The organism is Sungkyunkwania multivorans (assembly GCF_042675645.1).
Taxonomy (GTDB): Bacteria; Bacteroidota; Bacteroidia; order Flavobacteriales; family Flavobacteriaceae; genus Sungkyunkwania; species Sungkyunkwania multivorans.
On record NZ_JBHTJH010000017.1, the window covers coordinates 989,471 to 1,007,197 of the forward strand.

The following is a 17,727-nucleotide window of genomic DNA, read 5'->3' on the forward strand; positions in this document are numbered from 1 at the left end:
ATCTAATCGAGTTCAATTTCTTCACCGACCTTTAAGTTAAACTTTTTTCTAAAGATATATACGAAAAAATATAGTAATGGGGTGTCGGTTACCGCAACCAAGACCTTAAAAAGGAAACCACTCAATAATAGGCCGTAGAATCGTTCCCACCCAATTTTCTCAAAAGTACACAGCAAAAACAATACCGTAAAGGTATCTACAAATTGCGAGGTAAATGTTGAGAAATTGTTACGCAGCCATAAATGTTTTCCTTTGGTGAGTCTTTTCCAGAAATGAAAGATGTGTACGTCGATATATTGCGCCAATAAATATGCTAACATGGAAGCAAATACAGCGATGGCGGTTGCGCCAAACACTTGTGTAAAGACTGGGTCTTGTACCGGAGACCAAGGGGTTGCCGGAATAGCATTGGAGGTATAGACGATGAGCAATGAAAAAACCGAGGCAAAGATACCCGCCGTGACGACCCTATTGGCCTTTTTCTGACCATAGATCTCCGAAATAAGATCGGTGATCAAAAAAGTGATGGGGTAGGGAAGCACTCCGACCGAGATCTCAAAGATCTTTTCGCCAAATATCGTAAGGTCTCCAAAAGGTTGCCAAGTAATGAATTTTTGAAAAATAAGATTGCAAACAACCAAGGAAGTGATAAACAAAGCGGCAAGATATAGGTATATCTTGCCAGCTAATGTTTTCTTATTTGTAGTCATCAATTATTTGATGTTAATTTCAAAAGGGAGACGCGCCTGAATACCTTTTTGTCTGGAAATCGCTTTCAAGCGGTGAAGCACTTCATAGGCCTCATCGCCGATCTCTTCTTTGATCATCTTTTCTTTAGCCTTAGCTAAAGGAGATGCAGACAGCTCTTGGAAAAAGTCCTTCTTAAACTTTGGGTAATCAACAGTCCTGTATTCCTCCAGATCTGCCGCTTCTGCAGCCAGCTTAAGGGCAACATCTAAGCCCCCAAGTTCATCAACAAGCCCATTTTTGATGGCATCTGTCCCAGCCCATACACGCCCTTGTGCTATACTGTCCACTTCGGCGACCGTCATTCCTCTACCGTCGGCAACGCGCTTTAGGAAGGTGCTGTATATATCTTCGATGCCTTCCTTAACATAGGATCTGAAATCATCAGATAAAGGTTCAAAGAGCGAATAGCCACTAGCTCGTTCGTTGGTACCAACTTGTTCGGCGTTCATTCCGATCTTATCGGCAAGTCCTTTAAGATTTGGAAGTGTTCCAAACACCCCTATGGATCCAGTGATGGTAGTTGGCTCCGCAACGATCTTATCAGCGTTACATGCAATATAATAGCCGCCAGAAGCAGCAACGTTACCCATAGAGACAATGACCGGTTTTTCTTCTTTAAGCAATTCGATCTCTCTCCAGATCAACTCCGATGCCAGTGCACTGCCACCAGGAGAGTTCACCCTTAGTACCACCGCCTTTATATCCTCGTCTTCTTTTATCTTTCTGATCGCTTTTGTCATGGTAACCTGACCGATGATATCCTCATCGCCTTTGGCATACATGATCTCTCCTTGAGCATACAAAATAGCTATCTTAGAGGCATCTAGGTCAGTATCCGGTTTGGCTTTTTTGATATAGTCCTTGATCGAGACCATTCGAAGATCATCGTCCTCTTCAATATCGGAAGCCTTTCGAAGAAGTGCCTCGTATTCATCCATGTAGGATACGCCATCTATGATACGATTTTCTATGGCCAATTCTGGGCTTCTGGCTCCTAATTCGTCGGCAATTTCGTTCAATTGCTGTGTAGAAAGTGATCGGCTGTCACCAATCTCTGCAAGCATTTCATTCCAAATTGATTGAAGGAAGACCGAAATTTGTTCGCGATTGGCCTCGCTCATTTCATTTTCCAAGAAGGGCTCTACAGCACTTTTATACTTTCCGTGACGAATGACCTCCATCTTAATTCCAGACTTTTCTTGAAGGTCTTTCAAGTAGATAACCTCGGATGACAGTCCTCGAAAGTCCATTTCTCCCTGTGGGTTTATAAAAATAGAATCCGCGGCGGAACCGAGATAATAATCTTTTTGAGAATAGAAGTCTCCGTAGGCGTAGATAAATTTGCCCGATTCTTTAAACTTTAAAAGAGCATCTCTGATCGCTTTTGTTTGGGCTATTCCAGCAATAACAAAACCATCTTGAATGGAGATTCCTTTTATTCTTTCATCCGTTTCTGCATATTCGATCGCCTGAACAATGTCGTCCAATCCCATCGTTGGGTCAGCAAAACCAAAGGATTCTTCGAAAGGACTAACAGCATATGCGTGATCCTTGATAAGGCGGTCCAAATCGAGTTTTAGGATGGACTTTTCCTTCACTTTGACGGTTCCGTCTCCTCCAATGGCTGAAACGATCGCCATGAATGCGAAGAAGAAAATGAACAATAGGATTATTGATAAAAAGACACCAACAACAGTTGACAATACATTTCTTAAAAATTTCATTTGATCACAATTTTTTCTATAAGTAGGCTCCTCTTAACGTTTGTTACAAACATTTTCCAAACGCTGACAAAAAGCCATGCTCTATCGCATGATTAATTTTATTAACAATGCCAGCAAATATAAACTTTTGTGAATTTGTTTTGTTTACTTTGCCCATGAATTATGAAGAATTTAAGACGGGCATATTTTTCATTAGGTAGCAATATTGGGGATCGGCAAGGATACCTTCAAAAGGCGGTGAACTTGTTAAAAGAGCGATTGGGAAAAGTGGCCGCTATCTCTTCGGTCTATCTCACGCCCGCTTGGGGTTTTGATGGGGATGATTTCTATAATATTTGTGTAGGATTGGATACAGAGTTGGCTCCTCAGGAAGTACTTGATGAGATATTGAATATCGAGGAGGGCCTAGGGAGAAAACGATATGCGGGCTCAGGCTACCTCGCTAGAACCATTGATATCGACCTCTTATTCTATGAAGATGAGGTTTTCAATGCAAGTGATCTGATAATTCCACACCCTCAGTTGGAAAAGCGACGTTTCGTATTAAAGCCACTGGTGGAGATAGCTCCAGGAAAAATTCATCCTGTATTTAAGAAAACTGTTGAAGAATTACTCGTTGAATGCGAGGACGAGAGCGAATTGAAACGGCTACCTAGGCCTTTGAAGAACCCTTCTTTGCGAGATTTCTCAAAATTCAACTATATAGCGATCGAAGGGAATATCGGTGCTGGAAAAACTTCTTTGGCAACGATGATGGCCGAGAGTTTTAATGGTAAATTAATACTAGAGCGCTTTGCCGACAATCCCTTTCTGCCAAAGTTCTATGAAGATCGCGGACGCTATGCCTTCCCGTTGGAAATGTCTTTTTTGGCTGACCGTTATCAACAATTTACCGAGGACACGACGCAATTGGACCTCTTCAAGAATTTTATGGTGAGTGATTACGATATTTATAAATCACTAATATTTGCCAAGGTCACTTTGCAGGAGGAGGAGTTCAAGCTGTATAGGCGGCTTTTCAACATTATGTATAAGGAAGCCACGAAGCCAGACCTGTATGTATATCTGTATCAAAACACGGAGAGGCTGCTAGCCAATATCAAAAAAAGAGGTCGGGATTACGAACAGCAGATACCGGCTGAATATCTCGAGGACATTCACAAAGGATATTTGGACTTTATCAAGACGCAATCGGGACAGCGAGTCCTTATCTTGGATGTTTCCGACAAGGATTTTGTAAACAACAGCGAAGACTACATCAAGATCTTAGATGAGATCCATGATTATACCGAAAGCTAACGAGAAAATAGTTCGCGGAAACAAATTACAATTTCATTTTTTTGAAAAGGTCCCATAGAACTACCCCCGCACTTACTGAAATATTTAAAGAGTGTTTGGTGCCAAACTGCGGAATTTCGATAACTTCATCACTGGCAGATACGACTTCCTGTTGTACGCCTTTCACCTCGTTGCCAAAGACAACCACATATTTTTGGTTGGCAACTGGTTGAAAATCATGAAGCATAGTAGCATTCTCAGCTTGTTCTATAGAAAGGATGGATACTCCTTCCCCTTGAAGCTTTTCTATGACTTCCAACGTATTTTTTTTATACTCCCAAGCTACCGATTCTGTGGCGCCTAGTGCTGTTTTTTGAATGTCTTTATGAGGAGGGGTGGCCGTAATGCCGCATAAATAGATCTTCTCGATCAAAAAGGCATCTGCGGTGCGAAACACCGAACCTATGTTGTTCAAGCTTCTAATATTGTCCAAGATCACGATGATCGGCGTCTTGGCCGAGTTCTTAAATGTTGTTACATCAAGGCGATCGAGTTCGCTGTTCTTTAGTTTTCGCATCCTTCTGGAATTTGGGCAAAAGTATTGAAATATTTATTGTGTACTACTTCTGAATAAATCATGCTCGCTTCATTTTAGAAAACATGGAAATATAGCTACATTCGCAGTTCAACCTAAAATTAAGATCTTGTCGAAAACAAAGTCAAAAAAGGTCACTCCTTTAATGCAGCAATACAATCAGATCAAGGCCAAATACCCTGATGCCATGCTGTTGTTTAGAGTGGGCGATTTTTATGAGACTTTTGGAGAGGATGCCGTAAAGGCAGCGAGGATCTTAGGAATTGTACAAACACATCGAAACAACGGCGGTGATCGAACCGAGTTGGCAGGTTTTCCTCACCATTCACTTAATACATATCTGCCAAAACTGGTTAAGGCAGGGGAGCGTGTGGCTATCTGCGACCAGTTAGAAGACCCAAAGCAGACCAAGACCATCGTAAAGAGAGGGGTGACTGAGCTGGTGACACCCGGTGTGGCTCTCAATGATGAGGTGTTGCATGCTAAGACCAATAATTTTCTATGTGCCGTTTATTTTGGCAAGCGAATTCTCGGAGTTTCTTTTTTAGATGTTTCCACTGGCGAGTTTTTAACTGCGCAGGGGAATGCAGAGTATATCGATAAGCTATTGCAAAACTTTGGTCCTAGCGAGGTATTGATTGCAAAGCAGAAGAAAAAGGATTTTAGTGCAGCATTTGGTGATGCCCACCATACTTTCTTTATGGAAGATTGGGTCTTTCAGGAGGATTTCGCCAACGAAAAATTGATGGGACACTTTAAGACCAACTCCTTAAAAGGCTTTGGCATCGACCATTTGCAAGAGGGGATCATTGCCTCAGGGGCAGTACTTTATTACCTTTCCGAAGCACAGCATCACAAGTTGGAGCATATTACAGCGATCAATCGAATCGCTGAAGATGATTATGTATGGATGGATCGTTTCACTATCCGGAATTTGGAGCTCTACAACAGTACATCGGTCAATGCAGTAACGCTCTTGGATGTGATCGACAAGACCATCTCTCCTATGGGAGGGCGATTGCTAAAACGATGGCTGGCACTGCCATTGAAAAATCTGGATAAGATCAGACAGCGACATCAAGTCGTAGATTTCTTAACGAAAGAAAGGGTTGCCAAAGAAAAGATTCAGCACCAGATAAAACAGATAAGCGATATAGAGCGTTTGATCTCTAAAGTGGCTACGGCGAAGGTGAGTCCACGAGAAGTTATTCATCTAAAGAATTCATTAGAGGCCATAGTGCCTATCAAAAGTTGGGCGAAACAATCGTCTAATGAGGCCTTGCGTTCTATCGGTGACCAGTTGCACGACTGCGAACTGCTTCGGGCGAAGATCAAGGAGACGATAAATGAGGAGGCACCTGTGAATGTGTTGAAGGGCAATACGGTGGCTGAGGGATTTTCACGAGACTTGGATGAGCTCCGAGATATCGCATTTTCAGGAAAGGATTATTTGGATCAAATGTTACAGCGCGAAACTGAGCGTACCGGCATCCCCTCACTTAAAATTGCGAGTAACAATGTCTTTGGATATTACATCGAGGTCCGAAACACACACAAGGATAAAGTGCCAGAGGAGTGGATAAGAAAACAGACCTTGGTCAATGCCGAGCGTTACATCACTGAGGAATTAAAGGAATACGAAGCTAAGATCCTTGGAGCTGAGGAGAAGATCTTGGTGTTGGAGCAACAGATCTTTTCTCAGTTGGTGACTTGGTTGGGGGGATACATCAAACCAGTTCAGTTAAACGCGGCTTTGATCGCCCAGTTAGATTGCTTGTGTGGCTTTGCTCAGTTGGCTCAAGATAATAATTATATGCTTCCAGAATTGGACGAATCGTTCGACTTAGATATCAAGGATGGCCGTCATCCTGTTATAGAAAAACAACTACCTATTGGGCAAGAGTACATTGCCAACGATGTATATTTGGACCGCGAGCAGCAACAGATCATTATGATTACAGGGCCAAATATGTCTGGAAAGTCTGCCATCTTAAGACAAACAGCATTGATAGTGCTTTTGGCTCAGATGGGAAGCTTTGTACCAGCAAAAGAGGCCCGAATCGGATTGATCGATAAGATATTTACTAGAGTTGGGGCTAGCGATAACATTTCGATGGGCGAGTCTACCTTTATGGTAGAGATGAATGAGACGGCCTCCATTCTTAATAATATCTCTGAGAGAAGTCTTGTACTTTTGGACGAGATCGGTCGTGGAACCAGCACCTATGATGGGATTTCCATCGCCTGGGCGATCTCAGAATATTTGCATGAGCATCCCAGCAAGGCCAAAACCCTGTTTGCCACGCATTATCATGAGTTGAATGAAATGACAGAAACCTTTTCTAGGATTCGAAATTACAATGTTTCGGTAAAAGAGTTGAAAGATCAGGTGCTATTTCTGCGAAAACTGGTTGCCGGGGGCAGCCACCATAGCTTTGGGATCCATGTGGCGAAGATGGCCGGAATGCCTCAGCAGGTCATTCATAGGGCCAACAAGATCCTGAAAAAACTTGAAAAGGATCATAGTAGCGAAGAGTTGACAGATACCTTAAGGGGGATGCAAAATGATATGCAGTTGAGTTTCTTCAATCTAGACGACCCATTGCTCGAAGAAATCAAAGATGAGATCCTTCATACAGACATTGATACGTTGACTCCTGTAGAAGCGCTGATGAAGCTGAATGAGATAAAACGAATGCTGACTAAAAAGAAATAGCGATATGGGCTAACGCGCCAAAAAATATTCTTTCTTTTTCTTTAAAATACTTTGGAATTTCTGATTTTGTGTTAAATTTGCACCCGCCTGAATGATAAAAGTTTTTTACTTTTGTAAAGAAGGTTGGACATGATTATTGCTGACCAGCACGGGTGGCACGTTCTTTAGAAACTTACGAAGGTGCTTCCTAGTTTTATAGAAGCAAAATATGCGAAAGTAGCTCCTGGCAACCGACGACCACGAGTTCTCGGGGAGAGGAATGCATAGAGCATCACCTTGCCTCTTAATTTTACGGAGGTAAAATATGCGAAAGTAGCTCAGGGGTAGAGCATCACCTTGCCAAGGTGAGGGTCGCGGGTTCAAATCCCGTCTTTCGCTCTAGAAACGCTGTTCGCAGCGTTTTTTTATAAGTCCGAGGCTCGAGTGGTGGAATTGGTAGACACGTTGGACTTAAAATCCAATGGGCAGTAATGCCCGTGCGGGTTCAAGTCCCGCCTCGAGTACAGATGAAAAGAAGCCAGGTCGAAAGATCTGGCTTTTTTGTTTTGAAGAAGGGTCGAAACTCGTTTCAGGGCCTTCTTCAAAACAAAAAAGCATCCGCTTGGCGGATCGGCTTTTTCTCTCGGGATGACTTGGCGGGACTCGCCGCCAGGCAATTCCCGCGGGTTGTGGAACTGTTCTGGGCCGATTTCCGAGACAAAGGAGGGATTCGTTTGGTGAATTTGTTTTTTTCAGGATGACTTGGCGGGACTCGCCGCCAGGCATTTTATAACCAAAAAAGCCTCCACATGTCGATGCAGAGGCCCTTGTAAGCTGTTTTCAGGCATCGACTAATTTTTTTCACCATCTTCATCACTCTTTTCGTCCTCTCGGGTAACACTTTCCTTGAGGTCAATGTCAATGAGGATAAGCCGCTGCTCATATTGTCTTATAGTTGATTGGGCATCGGCGTTCTTCGTTCCTACCGCGATCGGGTCTATTTCGTAAGTGACCGTAAAAGACTTACTTATGTGCTCTTTAGAATTCAGGTCATATTTTGACGACGCCTTTTTGCTTATAAAGGTGAACTCTATCAGATTGCCACTTTCTTTATTTGAGAAATAATAGGCTTTGTCAGATTGTCCGATAAAGGTGGCCTCTAAGGTTCTTATTTCATTGTTATTCTGAGCCAGCAAGTTTGTGGTCAAAATAAGGGTGATGACGAATAGAACTTTTTTCATGAGTTGCGGGTTTTAGGTCGTTAGTTCGTTAAAGGTATAAAATTAGGTGGAGATTTTTATCGAAGAAATTTCCCGCTTTACTACGCTTACCGCTCAAGTTTGATCCAAATGTCTAAGAAAAGAGCTTGCATACTCCTGAATATAAATGTTTCGAAGAGCACGCAAGCATTGGGTCTTACTATTGCGTCATTTTCATCGAAAGTTCTTGTATTTCTTTGGCTTTTTTGGTCATGTATTCTCCCAATTTTTGGGCGTCTTCGCCAGACACATTGCTAAGAGCCTCTTGTCCCATAGAAGCTAATTTTTGACCTTTCTGACCAAGCTCGGCAAAAGCGCTCATGTCTTTGCTTTCAGCTGCCTTTTTATAATCTTCAATATAGGCTTCATAGGTCTCTACATATTTTTGGACAGTTTTGTCATTGAAAGATGGTATCCCCTCGGAGGATTTGTCCGTTTTGGCTTTTACCGAGGTCTCCGTTTTTACCTGAGAGGTTTTTTGGGTGTTTTCTGTTGACATTGTTTCATTCTTGCAAGCCGTTGAAACAGTTAGCGCCAAGATGGTCGCTATAGATGCTTTTAAAAGTAAATTTTTCATTTGCGATAATATTGATTAAAAGAATAAAATATTTGCGACAATCATCCAAACTCCCACGACAATTCCGAACATACCGAATTTGCCTTGTTTTGGAGCCATTTTTGCTAATAGGATCTCGCCCTTTTCTTTAGCGGATTCATTTTTAGACAAGATCAACTTGTTGATCATTCCATAGCCTAGCATAAATCCAAGGGTCGCTTGCACCAAGCTACCTGCAAGAAGTGAAATCCACCAGATAGGATAGGATGTTAACCAGTCTAGGTTGAGCACAGAAGAGATGATTCCCCAAACCCCCCACAGGCAAAAAATGAGTCCGATCCACCCTTGGTAAGGGGTGATCTTGTCCAAGAGCTCTTTGGCATTGGGTTTTTTAGAAAGAAGTAATGAAGGTACAGCGACGATGCTTAGCACGATCAATGTGATTCCATAAATCATAATTAAAATTTTTAATGGTTTGTAGGGATCAAAGTTGGGCTAATTATATGTGAGTAACATCCCTTAAAATCGTAGAAATCGTCTCCCAGTATTCAGTGGTGAAATACATGTGCGGACACCTTTTCCGATCAAATGGCATATTGAATATCATAAGGAACTTTAGAAACAGTTGTTGTAAGCTATTGCCCAAAATCGGAAAACGCGAAGAAATCGATCCTACGTCTAGAGTGAGATGACGAAACGGCTCGCCACTCCTGTTTTCTTGGAGGCCACTAGAGACAGCACTAAGAGCTTTAAACGAGAAACCAGAAACTAAAAAACCCGATCTATCTGGATCGGGTTTTAAAGTGGTGCCTCCAGGAATCGAACCAGGGACACAAGGATTTTCAGTCCTTTGCTCTACCAACTGAGCTAAGGCACCAATTGCAATTGCAGCATAAACACTGACTTTGCGGACCTGCTCACCGCAGCTAGCGGTGCGTAGGCGGGTGCAAATATAGTAGCTAAATTAAAACTACCAAAGCAATTTTTAAAAAAATCGCTTTCGTAAATTTACAACTTTTAAGTCAGATTATGAATTTGATCATCGATGCAGGAAATACTACCGTCAAAGTAGCTGTTTTCAAAGAAAATACGTTGTTTCGTTTGGAACGAACTACCTATGAAGACTTCAGTGTGCTTGTGAACTCATTGATGGAAAACTATGATATCAGGCATGCCATAATATCTTCGGTAGGGCGTCTAACAAAAGACATGTTCACATTGCCAATAAGTAGTGATAATATCATTTGGTTAAGTCATAAAACCCCATTGCCCTTTATCAATAGCTATACCACACCTTACACCCTTGGCGTCGACCGAATAGCACTGATGGCTGCGGCAACCGTGGTATATCCTAAAAAAAATGTACTGGTAATTGACGCTGGTACCTGTGTTACTTTCGATTTTAAGGATGAAAATGAAGTTTATATTGGTGGCTCCATAGCGCCCGGACTTCAAATGCGATTCAATGCTATGCATCAACAAACGGCGAAGCTACCCTTACTTTATCCAAAAGAAGCGGTTCCTTTAATTGGGGCATCAACGTCCGAAGCGATGCAATCGGGAGTCGTCAATGGGATATCTTTAGAAATCGATGGGGTCATTTCCCAATATTTGCAAAAATTTGAGGATTTAACAGTTATTTTAACAGGAGGTGACGCAGTATTTTTGTCAAAAACACTAAAAAATACCATATTTGCGCATTCTAATTTCCTACTTCAGGGATTATACAGCATTTTAGAATTCAATAAAAATAGATGATCAAAAGATTTTTTCTTGTAATTGCGATTTGTATTACGACCAATGCCTTTTCGCAAGAAGGTACAGCTTCACCTTATTCTTTCAATGGTATAGGAGAATTAAAGTTCAAAGGAACAGAGGAGAATAGAATGATGGGGGGGCTCGGCATTTATGCCGATAGTATTCATCTAAATATAAACAATCCGGCTTCTTTAGGAAAGCTCCAGCTTACCACATATACTATAGGCCTTAACTATAATAGCGTTAAACTGGAAAATGCATCTGCAAGTGAAAATGCAGAAACAGCCTCGGTAGATTATCTAGCCCTCGGTTTTCCAGTAACCAAAAAACTAGGTGTTAGTTTTGGTCTATTGCCCTTCACTTCGGTCGGTTATCGACTTAGAAACGATACGATCGGTACAGAGATCAATGATGATGGCGAGCCAGAAGAGGTGATACTGCAACGAGATACCTTTGAAGGGAGCGGCGGTGTAAACAAAGTCTTTTTATCGGCAGGATATGCCATTACCGAAGAATTGAGTTTGGGCTTTTCGATGAATTACAACTTTGGCGCCATTGATAATTCTAATGTTCGCTCTATACGTAATTTAGATAGGTTTACGCAAGACGCATATAATTCGGACCTCTCAGGTTTTGATTTTAGATTTTCCGCTAATTATCAGAAAACCCTGAAGAACAACTTCTTTATCGTGTCTAACTTGGGGTATACTCCGAGTGCCGATTTGACCTCTAAAAACTCTAGGACATTAACTACAGGGCCAGCTCTGGGTACTTTTGGTACGGTTGATGTTCAAGTGGTAGAATTAGGGGCCAACAAGGAGACCGACCTTACCCTGCCAGCCAATTTTTCCTTGGGTGCTGGTTTCGGGAAACAATACAAATGGTTCGTTGGAGCGGAATTCACATCGATCAAGACCGGAGACTTCCAAGACCGATTCTTTGTTCCTTCCAACAATGTCATATATGAAGACGCCAGTAGATTGTCCCTAGGTGGTTTTTACATTCCAAAATACAATTCTTTTTCAAGCTATTGGCAACGTGTTGTTTACCGCGCTGGTCTTCGCTTTGAAGGTACTGGCATCAACGTTAGGGGAGAAGCCGTCAACGACTTTGGCATGTCTTTTGGAGTAGGATTACCGATGCGTAATTTTTCAAATGTCAATCTTGGCTTTGAATTTGGCAAACGAGGAACCACAAATTCTGGGCTGGTAAAGGAAAATTACGTTAACTTTAGATTAAGTTTATCTTTGAATGATAAATGGTTCCAAAAGCGAAAATATAATTAACTAATAAAACCTTAGAGAGATGAAACAGAAGTTTACCATATTGATGATGGCTTTGGTCGGTGCCACAAGCATTGCTACAGCCCAGTATGATGCACAGGATTGTGTGGCTAACTTATCGATCTTTGTTGAACACGCAAAAGTAAAAAACTACGACGCAGCTTACGAGCCTTGGATGTTGGTTCGGAAGAACTGTCCTCAGCAGAGTTCGGCTACCTTTGTGTATGGCGAAAGAATTCTAAAGGATAGAATTAAGAATGGTGCCGATAAAAAAGCAGAGGTCAACGATCTTATCAAGATGTACGACGAGTGGGCGCAGTATTTCCCAACTAAAAAAGGGGTGAGCCAGCTTGGAAAGATATATGCAAAGAAGGCTTTACAGATGATCGACAACAATGTTGGTACGGATGCCGATGCCTATGCCGTATTGAACAAAGGATATACCGAGGATAAGGCCAGCTTCTCAGACCCAAAGGCATTATACTACTACTTTAAACTTTATTACGATCAGTACAAAGGTGGAAGTGTGACCTTGGAGTCGCTGTTTGAGAGATATGAAGAGCTTACCGAAAAGTTTGAGGATGAGATAGAAAATCTATCGAAGAAACTCGATAAAATGCTCAAGAAGGAAGAGGCTGGAACATTGACGAAGAAAGATCAGCGAAATATGAAAGTGTACGAAACAAATTCTAAGGCCATAGGATTGTTTCAAGGAAATATGGACGCACTGATCTCTGGTGAAGCTAGTTGTGAGAACTTGATCCCATTGTATGAGAAGAATTTTGAGGAAAATAAGACGAATGCCATTTGGTTAAATAGAGCTGCGAGTAGAATGTTAAGCAAAGAATGTGATACCGACCCTCTATTCATAAAGATCGTTGAAGGTTTGGACGGAATAAATCCATCGTCAGATTCAAAGCTTTATCTGGCAAATTTGTATGCCAACAGAGGAGACTACTCTAAATCAGAAGATTATTTGAAGCAGTCGATCGATCTAGAAAGTGATCCGTATAAGAAAGCTAGAAAGCTCTACAGAGCTGGTCTCATCAGTAAGAAGAAGGGAAGAAAAGCAGGTGCGAGAAGTTATTTCAACCAAGCGGTAGCTATTCAGCCTTCGATGGGGAAAGCCTATATGCAAATAGGATATTTGTATGCGAGTAGTGCCAATGATTGCGGGGGTAGCCAATTTGAAAAGAGAGCTATCTACTGGAGAGCGGTCGATATGTTTAGAAAAGCAGGTAGAGTAGACGCTTCACTTAGAAGCACGACCGATAAGCTGGTTGATTCCTATATGCAAAGAGCTCCTAGCAAAACGGATATCTTTCAGCAAGGTATGCAAGGCAAGACCATCAATATCAACTGTTGGATAGGAGGAACGGTCAAGGTGCCGAGTTTATAAGAATGCAATATCTCTTTAAATATATATCTTTTAGCATTGTCGCAGTGGTTTCTGCGACAATGCTTTTTTCATGTGGTAGTGATTTTAAAGAAGTACAAAAGATCAATGTGACTTCGCTAGCGCCTGCGGGTATTGCAGAAGATGTCAAATTGGTCTATACCGATAGCGCCAAGGTCAAGGCGATACTCACAAGTCCTTTGAATAAAGACTTTTCCAACCAGCCATTTCGGTATTCGGAATTTCCAGAGGGCGTCAAGGTCGAGTTCTTTGATGAAAACAACAATAAAAGTGTGGTCACTGCCGATTATGGGATACTGTACACGCAAACCAATCTCGTAGATTTGCAAGGCAACGTGGTGTTGAATACCCACGACGGGAATGTGCTAAAGACCCAACAGCTATTCTGGGACCAAGGCGATGAGTGGATATTTACTGAAAAAAAGTTTACCTTTAATGGACCCGAGCAGCAAATGAATGCATTCCGTCTCGATGTGAATCGCGATTTTAGCATCATTAGCACAGGCCCGCTTACCGATGGGGAGGTGAACATTGACCAATAATTTTTTAATCGTAGTATATTGAATACAAAACTTTACAGAATATCCGAGATAGTGTATTGGGTGATAGCCGTGCTATCAACCTTCAAGGCTTTCAAAGACTGGAATTCCGATAGGAGCATGGCCTATATTTTCGTGGGCTTTGCTGTGGTTTCGGTATTTATGGCATTGTTCAGACGCCGATTTCGTAAGAAATTTGAGAATCGTAAAAACGAAGAAGGTAAGTAAATGGCTTGGGCACTGTCCATCATTGTTATTTCATTAGTGCTTTCCGCTTTCTTTTCTGGAATGGAGATCGCTTTCGTCTCTGCGAATAAGGTGCATATCGAGATTGAAAAGAAGCAAGAAGGTCTCCTCTCCGCATTGCTGAAGATCCTTACCAAGAAACCTTCTAAGTTTATCGCCACCATGTTGGTAGGCAATAATATCGCATTGGTGGTCTATGGTTTTTTTATGGGCGACCTCTTGGTAGATTGGTTTGCCACTTTGAACCCATCTGCGTCTTTCTTCGGAAACATGCTTCGCATAGTGATCACCGATTTCAATCTTTTGATAAAGACGGGGATCTCTACCTTGATCATTTTGTTGACCGCCGAGTTTCTTCCTAAAGTGTTTTTTCAGGTGTATGCAAATAATTTTTTGAAGATATTTGCGCTTCCTGCCTATATCTTCTATCTGCTCTTCTGGCCGATATCGTGGTTCGTCATCTGGGTCTCAGACAATGTCCTGAGAAAGTTCTTCAAGACAGATGGTGACGAAGTGCAATTATCCTTTAGCAAGCTAGAGTTGGGAGACTATATTTCCGAACAGATGGAATCTGTCGAAGACAAGGAGAAGGTAGATTCGGAAATTCAGATCTTTCAAAATGCCCTTGAATTTTCAGCGGTGAAGGCAAGGGAGGTGATGATCCCAAGAACAGAGATCTTGGCCGTCGAACTGCACGAGACACCGCAAAACCTCCGGAAGCTTTTCACCGAAACAGGATATTCCAAGATCTTGATCTACCGAGAGACCATCGATGATATTATCGGCTATGTCCATTCTTTTGAATTGTTCAAAAAACCAAAGTCATTGCGAAGCATCCTCATGCCCGTAGAATTTGTGCCAGAAACGATGCCAGTAAGTGATATCTTAAACGTATTGACCAAACGCCGGAAGAGCATTGCGATCGTTTTGGATGAGTACGGTGGTACCTCCGGGATGATGACGGTCGAAGATATTGTAGAAGAGCTGTTTGGAGAGATCGAGGACGAGCACGATTCTATCGCGCTACTCGAAGAGCAGCTGGCTGAGAATAAATTTCTCTTTTCGGCACGATTGGAAGTGGATTACCTCAATGAGACCTATGAGCTGGCACTTCCAGAGAGTGAGAACTATGAAACACTTGGGGGATTCATCGTCAACCATACCGAAGGTATTCCGGAGCAAGGCGAAAAAGTGATCATCGATCAGTTTCGCTTTGTTATGCAAGATGTTTCCAACACGAAGATCAACACAGTGCTGCTTCAGATCATCCCAGATGAATGATGATCTTTCTTAACTCGAAGCCTCCATTTACCAACACGTAACGCGTCATTTTCTACCTAGATGCACATGGTTTTAAGACTGTTATAAACGGAAACTTTTAAAACGCTAAAATTCCCTTTTTCTACTTTCATTATTGCCATGTAAATTGTATTTTCGCCCACATTAATTTATTTAAATAGAAGAATAGATGGCAATTCTGGGAAAAATAAGACAACGCTCTATTTTCTTGATCTTGGTGATCGGGATGGCATTGTTTGCATTTGTGATTTCTGGTGTTTTTGATGCACAAGGACAAAACGGTGTCTCTGATAGTATAGCTACCGTAAATGGAGAGGATATCGCTGCTGGCGATTTTAGAGCACAAGTAGATGCGATCGAAAGACAATATGGAGGAAACGTAAGTACCACGCAGGTCGTGAATATGGTCTGGAATCAGAAGCTTCGCTCCGAAATATTAGGACAGGAGATCGAGGCTGCAGGTATTGATGTAGGGGCGGATAAAGTGGCAGAGATCCTTGCGCAGAACCAAGGCTATGCTTCGGACCCTAGATTTCAAAATGCCGCCGGACTTTTTGATAAGGCAAAGTTTGCCGAATGGGTGAACGAGCAAAAAGAGAATGATCCAGAGCAATACGCCTTTTGGACGCGTCAAGAACAAGGGATTAGAGACAATGCTAAGGAGCAGACCTATTTCAATCTTATCAAGGCTGGCATGGGAGCTACCTTGAAAGAAGGTGAGCTCAATTACCGCTTAGAGAATGACAAGGTGAATATCAACTTTGTACAAATACCATATACTTCGATAGCCGACAGCTTGGTGGAAGTGACCAAAGGTGAAATAAAAAAGTATATCGAGGCACACGAAAGTGAATTCAAGGTAGAAGCCTCGAGAGACGTACAATTTGTTTTGTTTGAGGAGAAGCCTTCAAAAGAGGATGAGGAGGCAGCCAAAAAGGCGATCACCGAGCGTTTATCACAACAGATAAGCTACAATGATGTGTCAAAATTAACCGATACCGTTCCAAGTTTTGCCAACGCCAATGATGTGGCAGAATATGTGAATTCATTTTCGGACGTTGGTTATGAAGACAAGTTTGTTGCTAGAGAAGAGATGACCACATCCTTTGCTGATACACTCTTCGCACTAAGTGTTGGTCAAATTTATGGTCCTTACAAAGACGGTGAATTCTACAAGTTGACCAAAATGGTAGAAAAAGATGAGAATGGTTCGGCGAAAGCGAGCCATATCCTAATCGCCTATGAAGGTGCATTGAGAGCCAATCCTGATATCAAAAGAACGAAGGAAGAAGCAGAAGTAAAGGCCCAAGAACTGCTGGCCAAAGCGAAAGCTGATAAAGGTAACTTTGCCGAACTGGCAAAAACGGAATCTGATGGGCCATCAGCAAGTAAAGGCGGTGATCTTGGATGGTTTACGCCGGGGGCCATGGTGCCGGCCTTCAATGACTTTGTCTTTGGTAATGATGCAGGTAGTTTAGGGGTCGTGGAGACCGATTTCGGATTTCATGTTATTCTAGTTGAAGAAAAAAGAGTTGCAGTAAAGTTAGCAACCATCGCCCAGAAAGTTGAGGTTTCAGAGACTACGAGCAACTTGCTATTCAACGAAGCTACTAAGTTCGAAATAGCAACTGGTGGTGAGAAAGCTTTTTCCGACGTAGCGCAAGAGAACAACTATACGGTGCGTAGAGGTGATAAGTTAGATGATATGGCTGACGGCCTTCCAGGATTGACCAATCAAAGAAGTATCATCCGTTGGGCATTCAATCCAGAAACTGAGATCGGAAATGTGCGAAAGTTCAATTATGCCGGTGGATATGCCGTAGTACAACTGACAGGCCAGACCGAAAAAGGATTGATGAGCGTCGAAGATGCCTCGTCTAGAGTATTGCCGATTCTTAGAAAGCAAAAGAAGGCAAAAATGATCAAGGAGAAGAACAACGCCAAGACGCTAGCCGAACTAGCTTCGGCAAATGCTACTTCCGTGAAGACAGCATCGGCCTTGACCATGAAGAATCCAACGATCGGAGGTGCTGGTAGAGAACCTAAAGTGGTAGGAGCAGCTTTCGCATTGGAGCAAGGGGAAACTTCCGGATTGATCGAAGGTCAGAATGGGGTCTATATGGTAGAGGTGACCAATGTGACCAAAGCAGTGGACCTTGATAGCTACCTAACCTATGCCAACACCCTAAAAGGAGAGCTGGAAGGAAAAGTAAACAGTGAGGTATTCAATGCGCTAAAGAAAAAAGCGGATATCGAAGATAACAGAGCGGAGTTCTATTAACAAAGAATAACGCAATCCTATAACAAACAAAGGCCTTCTCTTTTAGG

General features: G+C 42.2%; 15 protein-coding genes and 3 tRNA genes. 11 read left to right on the forward strand and 7 right to left on the reverse strand.

Annotated features, from left to right (window positions below; translation table 11 throughout):
- Positions 1 to 2: 2 nt before the first annotated feature.
- Complete coding sequence (locus ACFQ1M_RS15790) at positions 3 to 710, reverse strand: queuosine precursor transporter (protein ID WP_386409932.1); 708 nt, start codon at positions 708 to 710, stop codon at positions 3 to 5.
- Positions 711 to 713: 3 nt separating this feature from the next.
- Complete coding sequence (gene sppA / locus ACFQ1M_RS15795) at positions 714 to 2,474, reverse strand: signal peptide peptidase SppA (RefSeq protein WP_386409934.1); 1,761 nt, start codon at positions 2,472 to 2,474, stop codon at positions 714 to 716.
- Between the two features lie 162 nt (positions 2,475 to 2,636).
- Here sppA and folK point away from each other — a divergent pair, with 162 nt between their 5' ends.
- Positions 2,637 to 3,773: a 2-amino-4-hydroxy-6-hydroxymethyldihydropteridine diphosphokinase gene (gene folK / locus ACFQ1M_RS15800; RefSeq protein ID WP_386409936.1), complete on the forward strand. Its 1,137-nt coding sequence runs from the start codon at positions 2,637 to 2,639 to the stop codon at positions 3,771 to 3,773.
- 25 nt (positions 3,774 to 3,798) lie between these two features.
- On the opposite strand, the gene ACFQ1M_RS15805 is transcribed toward folK, so the two are convergent.
- Complete coding sequence (locus tag ACFQ1M_RS15805) at positions 3,799 to 4,329, reverse strand: RNA methyltransferase (RefSeq protein ID WP_386409938.1); 531 nt, start codon at positions 4,327 to 4,329, stop codon at positions 3,799 to 3,801.
- Between the two features lie 163 nt (positions 4,330 to 4,492).
- Here ACFQ1M_RS15805 and mutS point away from each other — a divergent pair, with 163 nt between their 5' ends.
- The 3 genes from mutS (at position 4,493) to ACFQ1M_RS15820 (ending at position 7,566) form a co-directional block, all read left to right on the forward strand.
- Entirely contained in the window at positions 4,493 to 7,063 is a 2,571-nt protein-coding gene (gene mutS, locus ACFQ1M_RS15810) for a DNA mismatch repair protein MutS (RefSeq protein WP_386410906.1), read from the forward strand.
- Between the two features lie 306 nt (positions 7,064 to 7,369).
- Positions 7,370 to 7,441: transfer RNA gene (locus ACFQ1M_RS15815), tRNA-Gly, on the forward strand.
- A gap of 39 nt (positions 7,442 to 7,480) precedes the next feature.
- Positions 7,481 to 7,566, forward strand: a tRNA-Leu gene (locus ACFQ1M_RS15820).
- 327 nt (positions 7,567 to 7,893) lie between these two features.
- On the opposite strand, the gene ACFQ1M_RS15825 is transcribed toward ACFQ1M_RS15820, so the two are convergent.
- The 4 genes from ACFQ1M_RS15825 to ACFQ1M_RS15840 all read right to left on the reverse strand — a co-directional run bounded on the left by ACFQ1M_RS15825 (position 7,894) and on the right by ACFQ1M_RS15840 (position 9,734).
- The gene (locus ACFQ1M_RS15825) at positions 7,894 to 8,283 is read right to left on the reverse strand and encodes a hypothetical protein (protein ID WP_386409940.1); all 390 of its coding nucleotides are present in this window, start codon (positions 8,281 to 8,283) and stop codon (positions 7,894 to 7,896) included.
- 178 nt (positions 8,284 to 8,461) lie between these two features.
- Complete coding sequence (locus ACFQ1M_RS15830; RefSeq protein ID WP_386409942.1) at positions 8,462 to 8,878, reverse strand: hypothetical protein; 417 nt, start codon at positions 8,876 to 8,878, stop codon at positions 8,462 to 8,464.
- A 15-nt stretch (positions 8,879 to 8,893) separates the two neighbouring features.
- A complete protein-coding gene (locus ACFQ1M_RS15835) occupies positions 8,894 to 9,313 on the reverse strand; it encodes a hypothetical protein (protein ID WP_386409944.1) in 420 nt (139 codons plus the stop codon).
- 348 nt (positions 9,314 to 9,661) lie between these two features.
- Positions 9,662 to 9,734 (reverse strand) — tRNA-Phe (locus ACFQ1M_RS15840).
- A gap of 152 nt (positions 9,735 to 9,886) precedes the next feature.
- On the opposite strand from ACFQ1M_RS15840, the gene ACFQ1M_RS15845 reads away from it, so the two are divergent.
- From ACFQ1M_RS15845 to ACFQ1M_RS15875, 7 genes are all read left to right on the forward strand, one after another.
- Positions 9,887 to 10,615 (forward strand): type III pantothenate kinase, encoded by a 729-nt coding sequence (locus tag ACFQ1M_RS15845; RefSeq protein ID WP_386409946.1) that lies wholly within the window; start codon positions 9,887 to 9,889, stop codon positions 10,613 to 10,615.
- On the forward strand, positions 10,612 to 11,901 hold the full coding sequence (locus tag ACFQ1M_RS15850) for a hypothetical protein (RefSeq protein ID WP_386409948.1): 1,290 nt from the start codon (positions 10,612 to 10,614) through the stop codon (positions 11,899 to 11,901). The genes ACFQ1M_RS15845 and ACFQ1M_RS15850 overlap by 4 nt, the downstream gene beginning before the upstream one ends.
- A 19-nt stretch (positions 11,902 to 11,920) precedes the next feature.
- On the forward strand, positions 11,921 to 13,297 hold the full coding sequence (locus tag ACFQ1M_RS15855; RefSeq protein ID WP_386409950.1) for a tetratricopeptide repeat protein: 1,377 nt from the start codon (positions 11,921 to 11,923) through the stop codon (positions 13,295 to 13,297).
- Positions 13,298 to 13,299: 2 nt separating this feature from the next.
- Positions 13,300 to 13,857: an LPS export ABC transporter periplasmic protein LptC gene (gene lptC, locus ACFQ1M_RS15860; protein ID WP_386409952.1), complete on the forward strand. Its 558-nt coding sequence runs from the start codon at positions 13,300 to 13,302 to the stop codon at positions 13,855 to 13,857.
- A gap of 18 nt (positions 13,858 to 13,875) precedes the next feature.
- Entirely contained in the window at positions 13,876 to 14,082 is a 207-nt protein-coding gene (locus ACFQ1M_RS15865; protein ID WP_386409954.1) for a hypothetical protein, read from the forward strand.
- Positions 14,083 to 15,381 carry a hemolysin family protein gene (locus ACFQ1M_RS15870; RefSeq protein ID WP_386409956.1) on the forward strand — a complete coding sequence of 433 codons (1,299 nt, stop codon included), beginning with the start codon at positions 14,083 to 14,085 and terminating at the stop codon, positions 15,379 to 15,381. It abuts the gene before it with no gap.
- A 187-nt stretch (positions 15,382 to 15,568) separates the two neighbouring features.
- The gene (locus ACFQ1M_RS15875; protein ID WP_386409958.1) at positions 15,569 to 17,680 is read left to right on the forward strand and encodes a peptidylprolyl isomerase; all 2,112 of its coding nucleotides are present in this window, start codon (positions 15,569 to 15,571) and stop codon (positions 17,678 to 17,680) included.
- The last annotated feature ends 47 nt before the right edge of the window (positions 17,681 to 17,727 follow it).

Excerpts from the sequence above, each read along its gene's own strand:
- ACFQ1M_RS15790 (WP_386409932.1), bottom strand. The coding sequence starts at position 710 with ATGACTACAAATAAGAAAACATTAGCTGGCAAGATATACCTATATCTT.
- lptC (WP_386409952.1), top strand. The coding sequence starts at position 13,300 with ATGCAATATCTCTTTAAATATATATCTTTTAGCATTGTCGCAGTGGTT.
- ACFQ1M_RS15835 (WP_386409944.1), bottom strand. The coding sequence starts at position 9,313 with ATGATTTATGGAATCACATTGATCGTGCTAAGCATCGTCGCTGTACCT.
- ACFQ1M_RS15855 (WP_386409950.1), top strand. The coding sequence starts at position 11,921 with ATGAAACAGAAGTTTACCATATTGATGATGGCTTTGGTCGGTGCCACA.
- ACFQ1M_RS15825 (WP_386409940.1), bottom strand. The coding sequence starts at position 8,283 with ATGAAAAAAGTTCTATTCGTCATCACCCTTATTTTGACCACAAACTTG.
- ACFQ1M_RS15850 (WP_386409948.1), top strand. The coding sequence starts at position 10,612 with ATGATCAAAAGATTTTTTCTTGTAATTGCGATTTGTATTACGACCAAT.
- ACFQ1M_RS15805 (WP_386409938.1), bottom strand. The coding sequence starts at position 4,329 with ATGCGAAAACTAAAGAACAGCGAACTCGATCGCCTTGATGTAACAACA.
- folK (WP_386409936.1), top strand. The coding sequence starts at position 2,637 with ATGAAGAATTTAAGACGGGCATATTTTTCATTAGGTAGCAATATTGGG.
- sppA (WP_386409934.1), bottom strand. The coding sequence starts at position 2,474 with ATGAAATTTTTAAGAAATGTATTGTCAACTGTTGTTGGTGTCTTTTTA.
- ACFQ1M_RS15845 (WP_386409946.1), top strand. The coding sequence starts at position 9,887 with ATGAATTTGATCATCGATGCAGGAAATACTACCGTCAAAGTAGCTGTT.
- ACFQ1M_RS15830 (WP_386409942.1), bottom strand. The coding sequence starts at position 8,878 with ATGAAAAATTTACTTTTAAAAGCATCTATAGCGACCATCTTGGCGCTA.
- mutS (WP_386410906.1), top strand. The coding sequence starts at position 4,493 with ATGCAGCAATACAATCAGATCAAGGCCAAATACCCTGATGCCATGCTG.
- ACFQ1M_RS15875 (WP_386409958.1), top strand. The coding sequence starts at position 15,569 with ATGGCAATTCTGGGAAAAATAAGACAACGCTCTATTTTCTTGATCTTG.
- ACFQ1M_RS15870 (WP_386409956.1), top strand. The coding sequence starts at position 14,083 with ATGGCTTGGGCACTGTCCATCATTGTTATTTCATTAGTGCTTTCCGCT.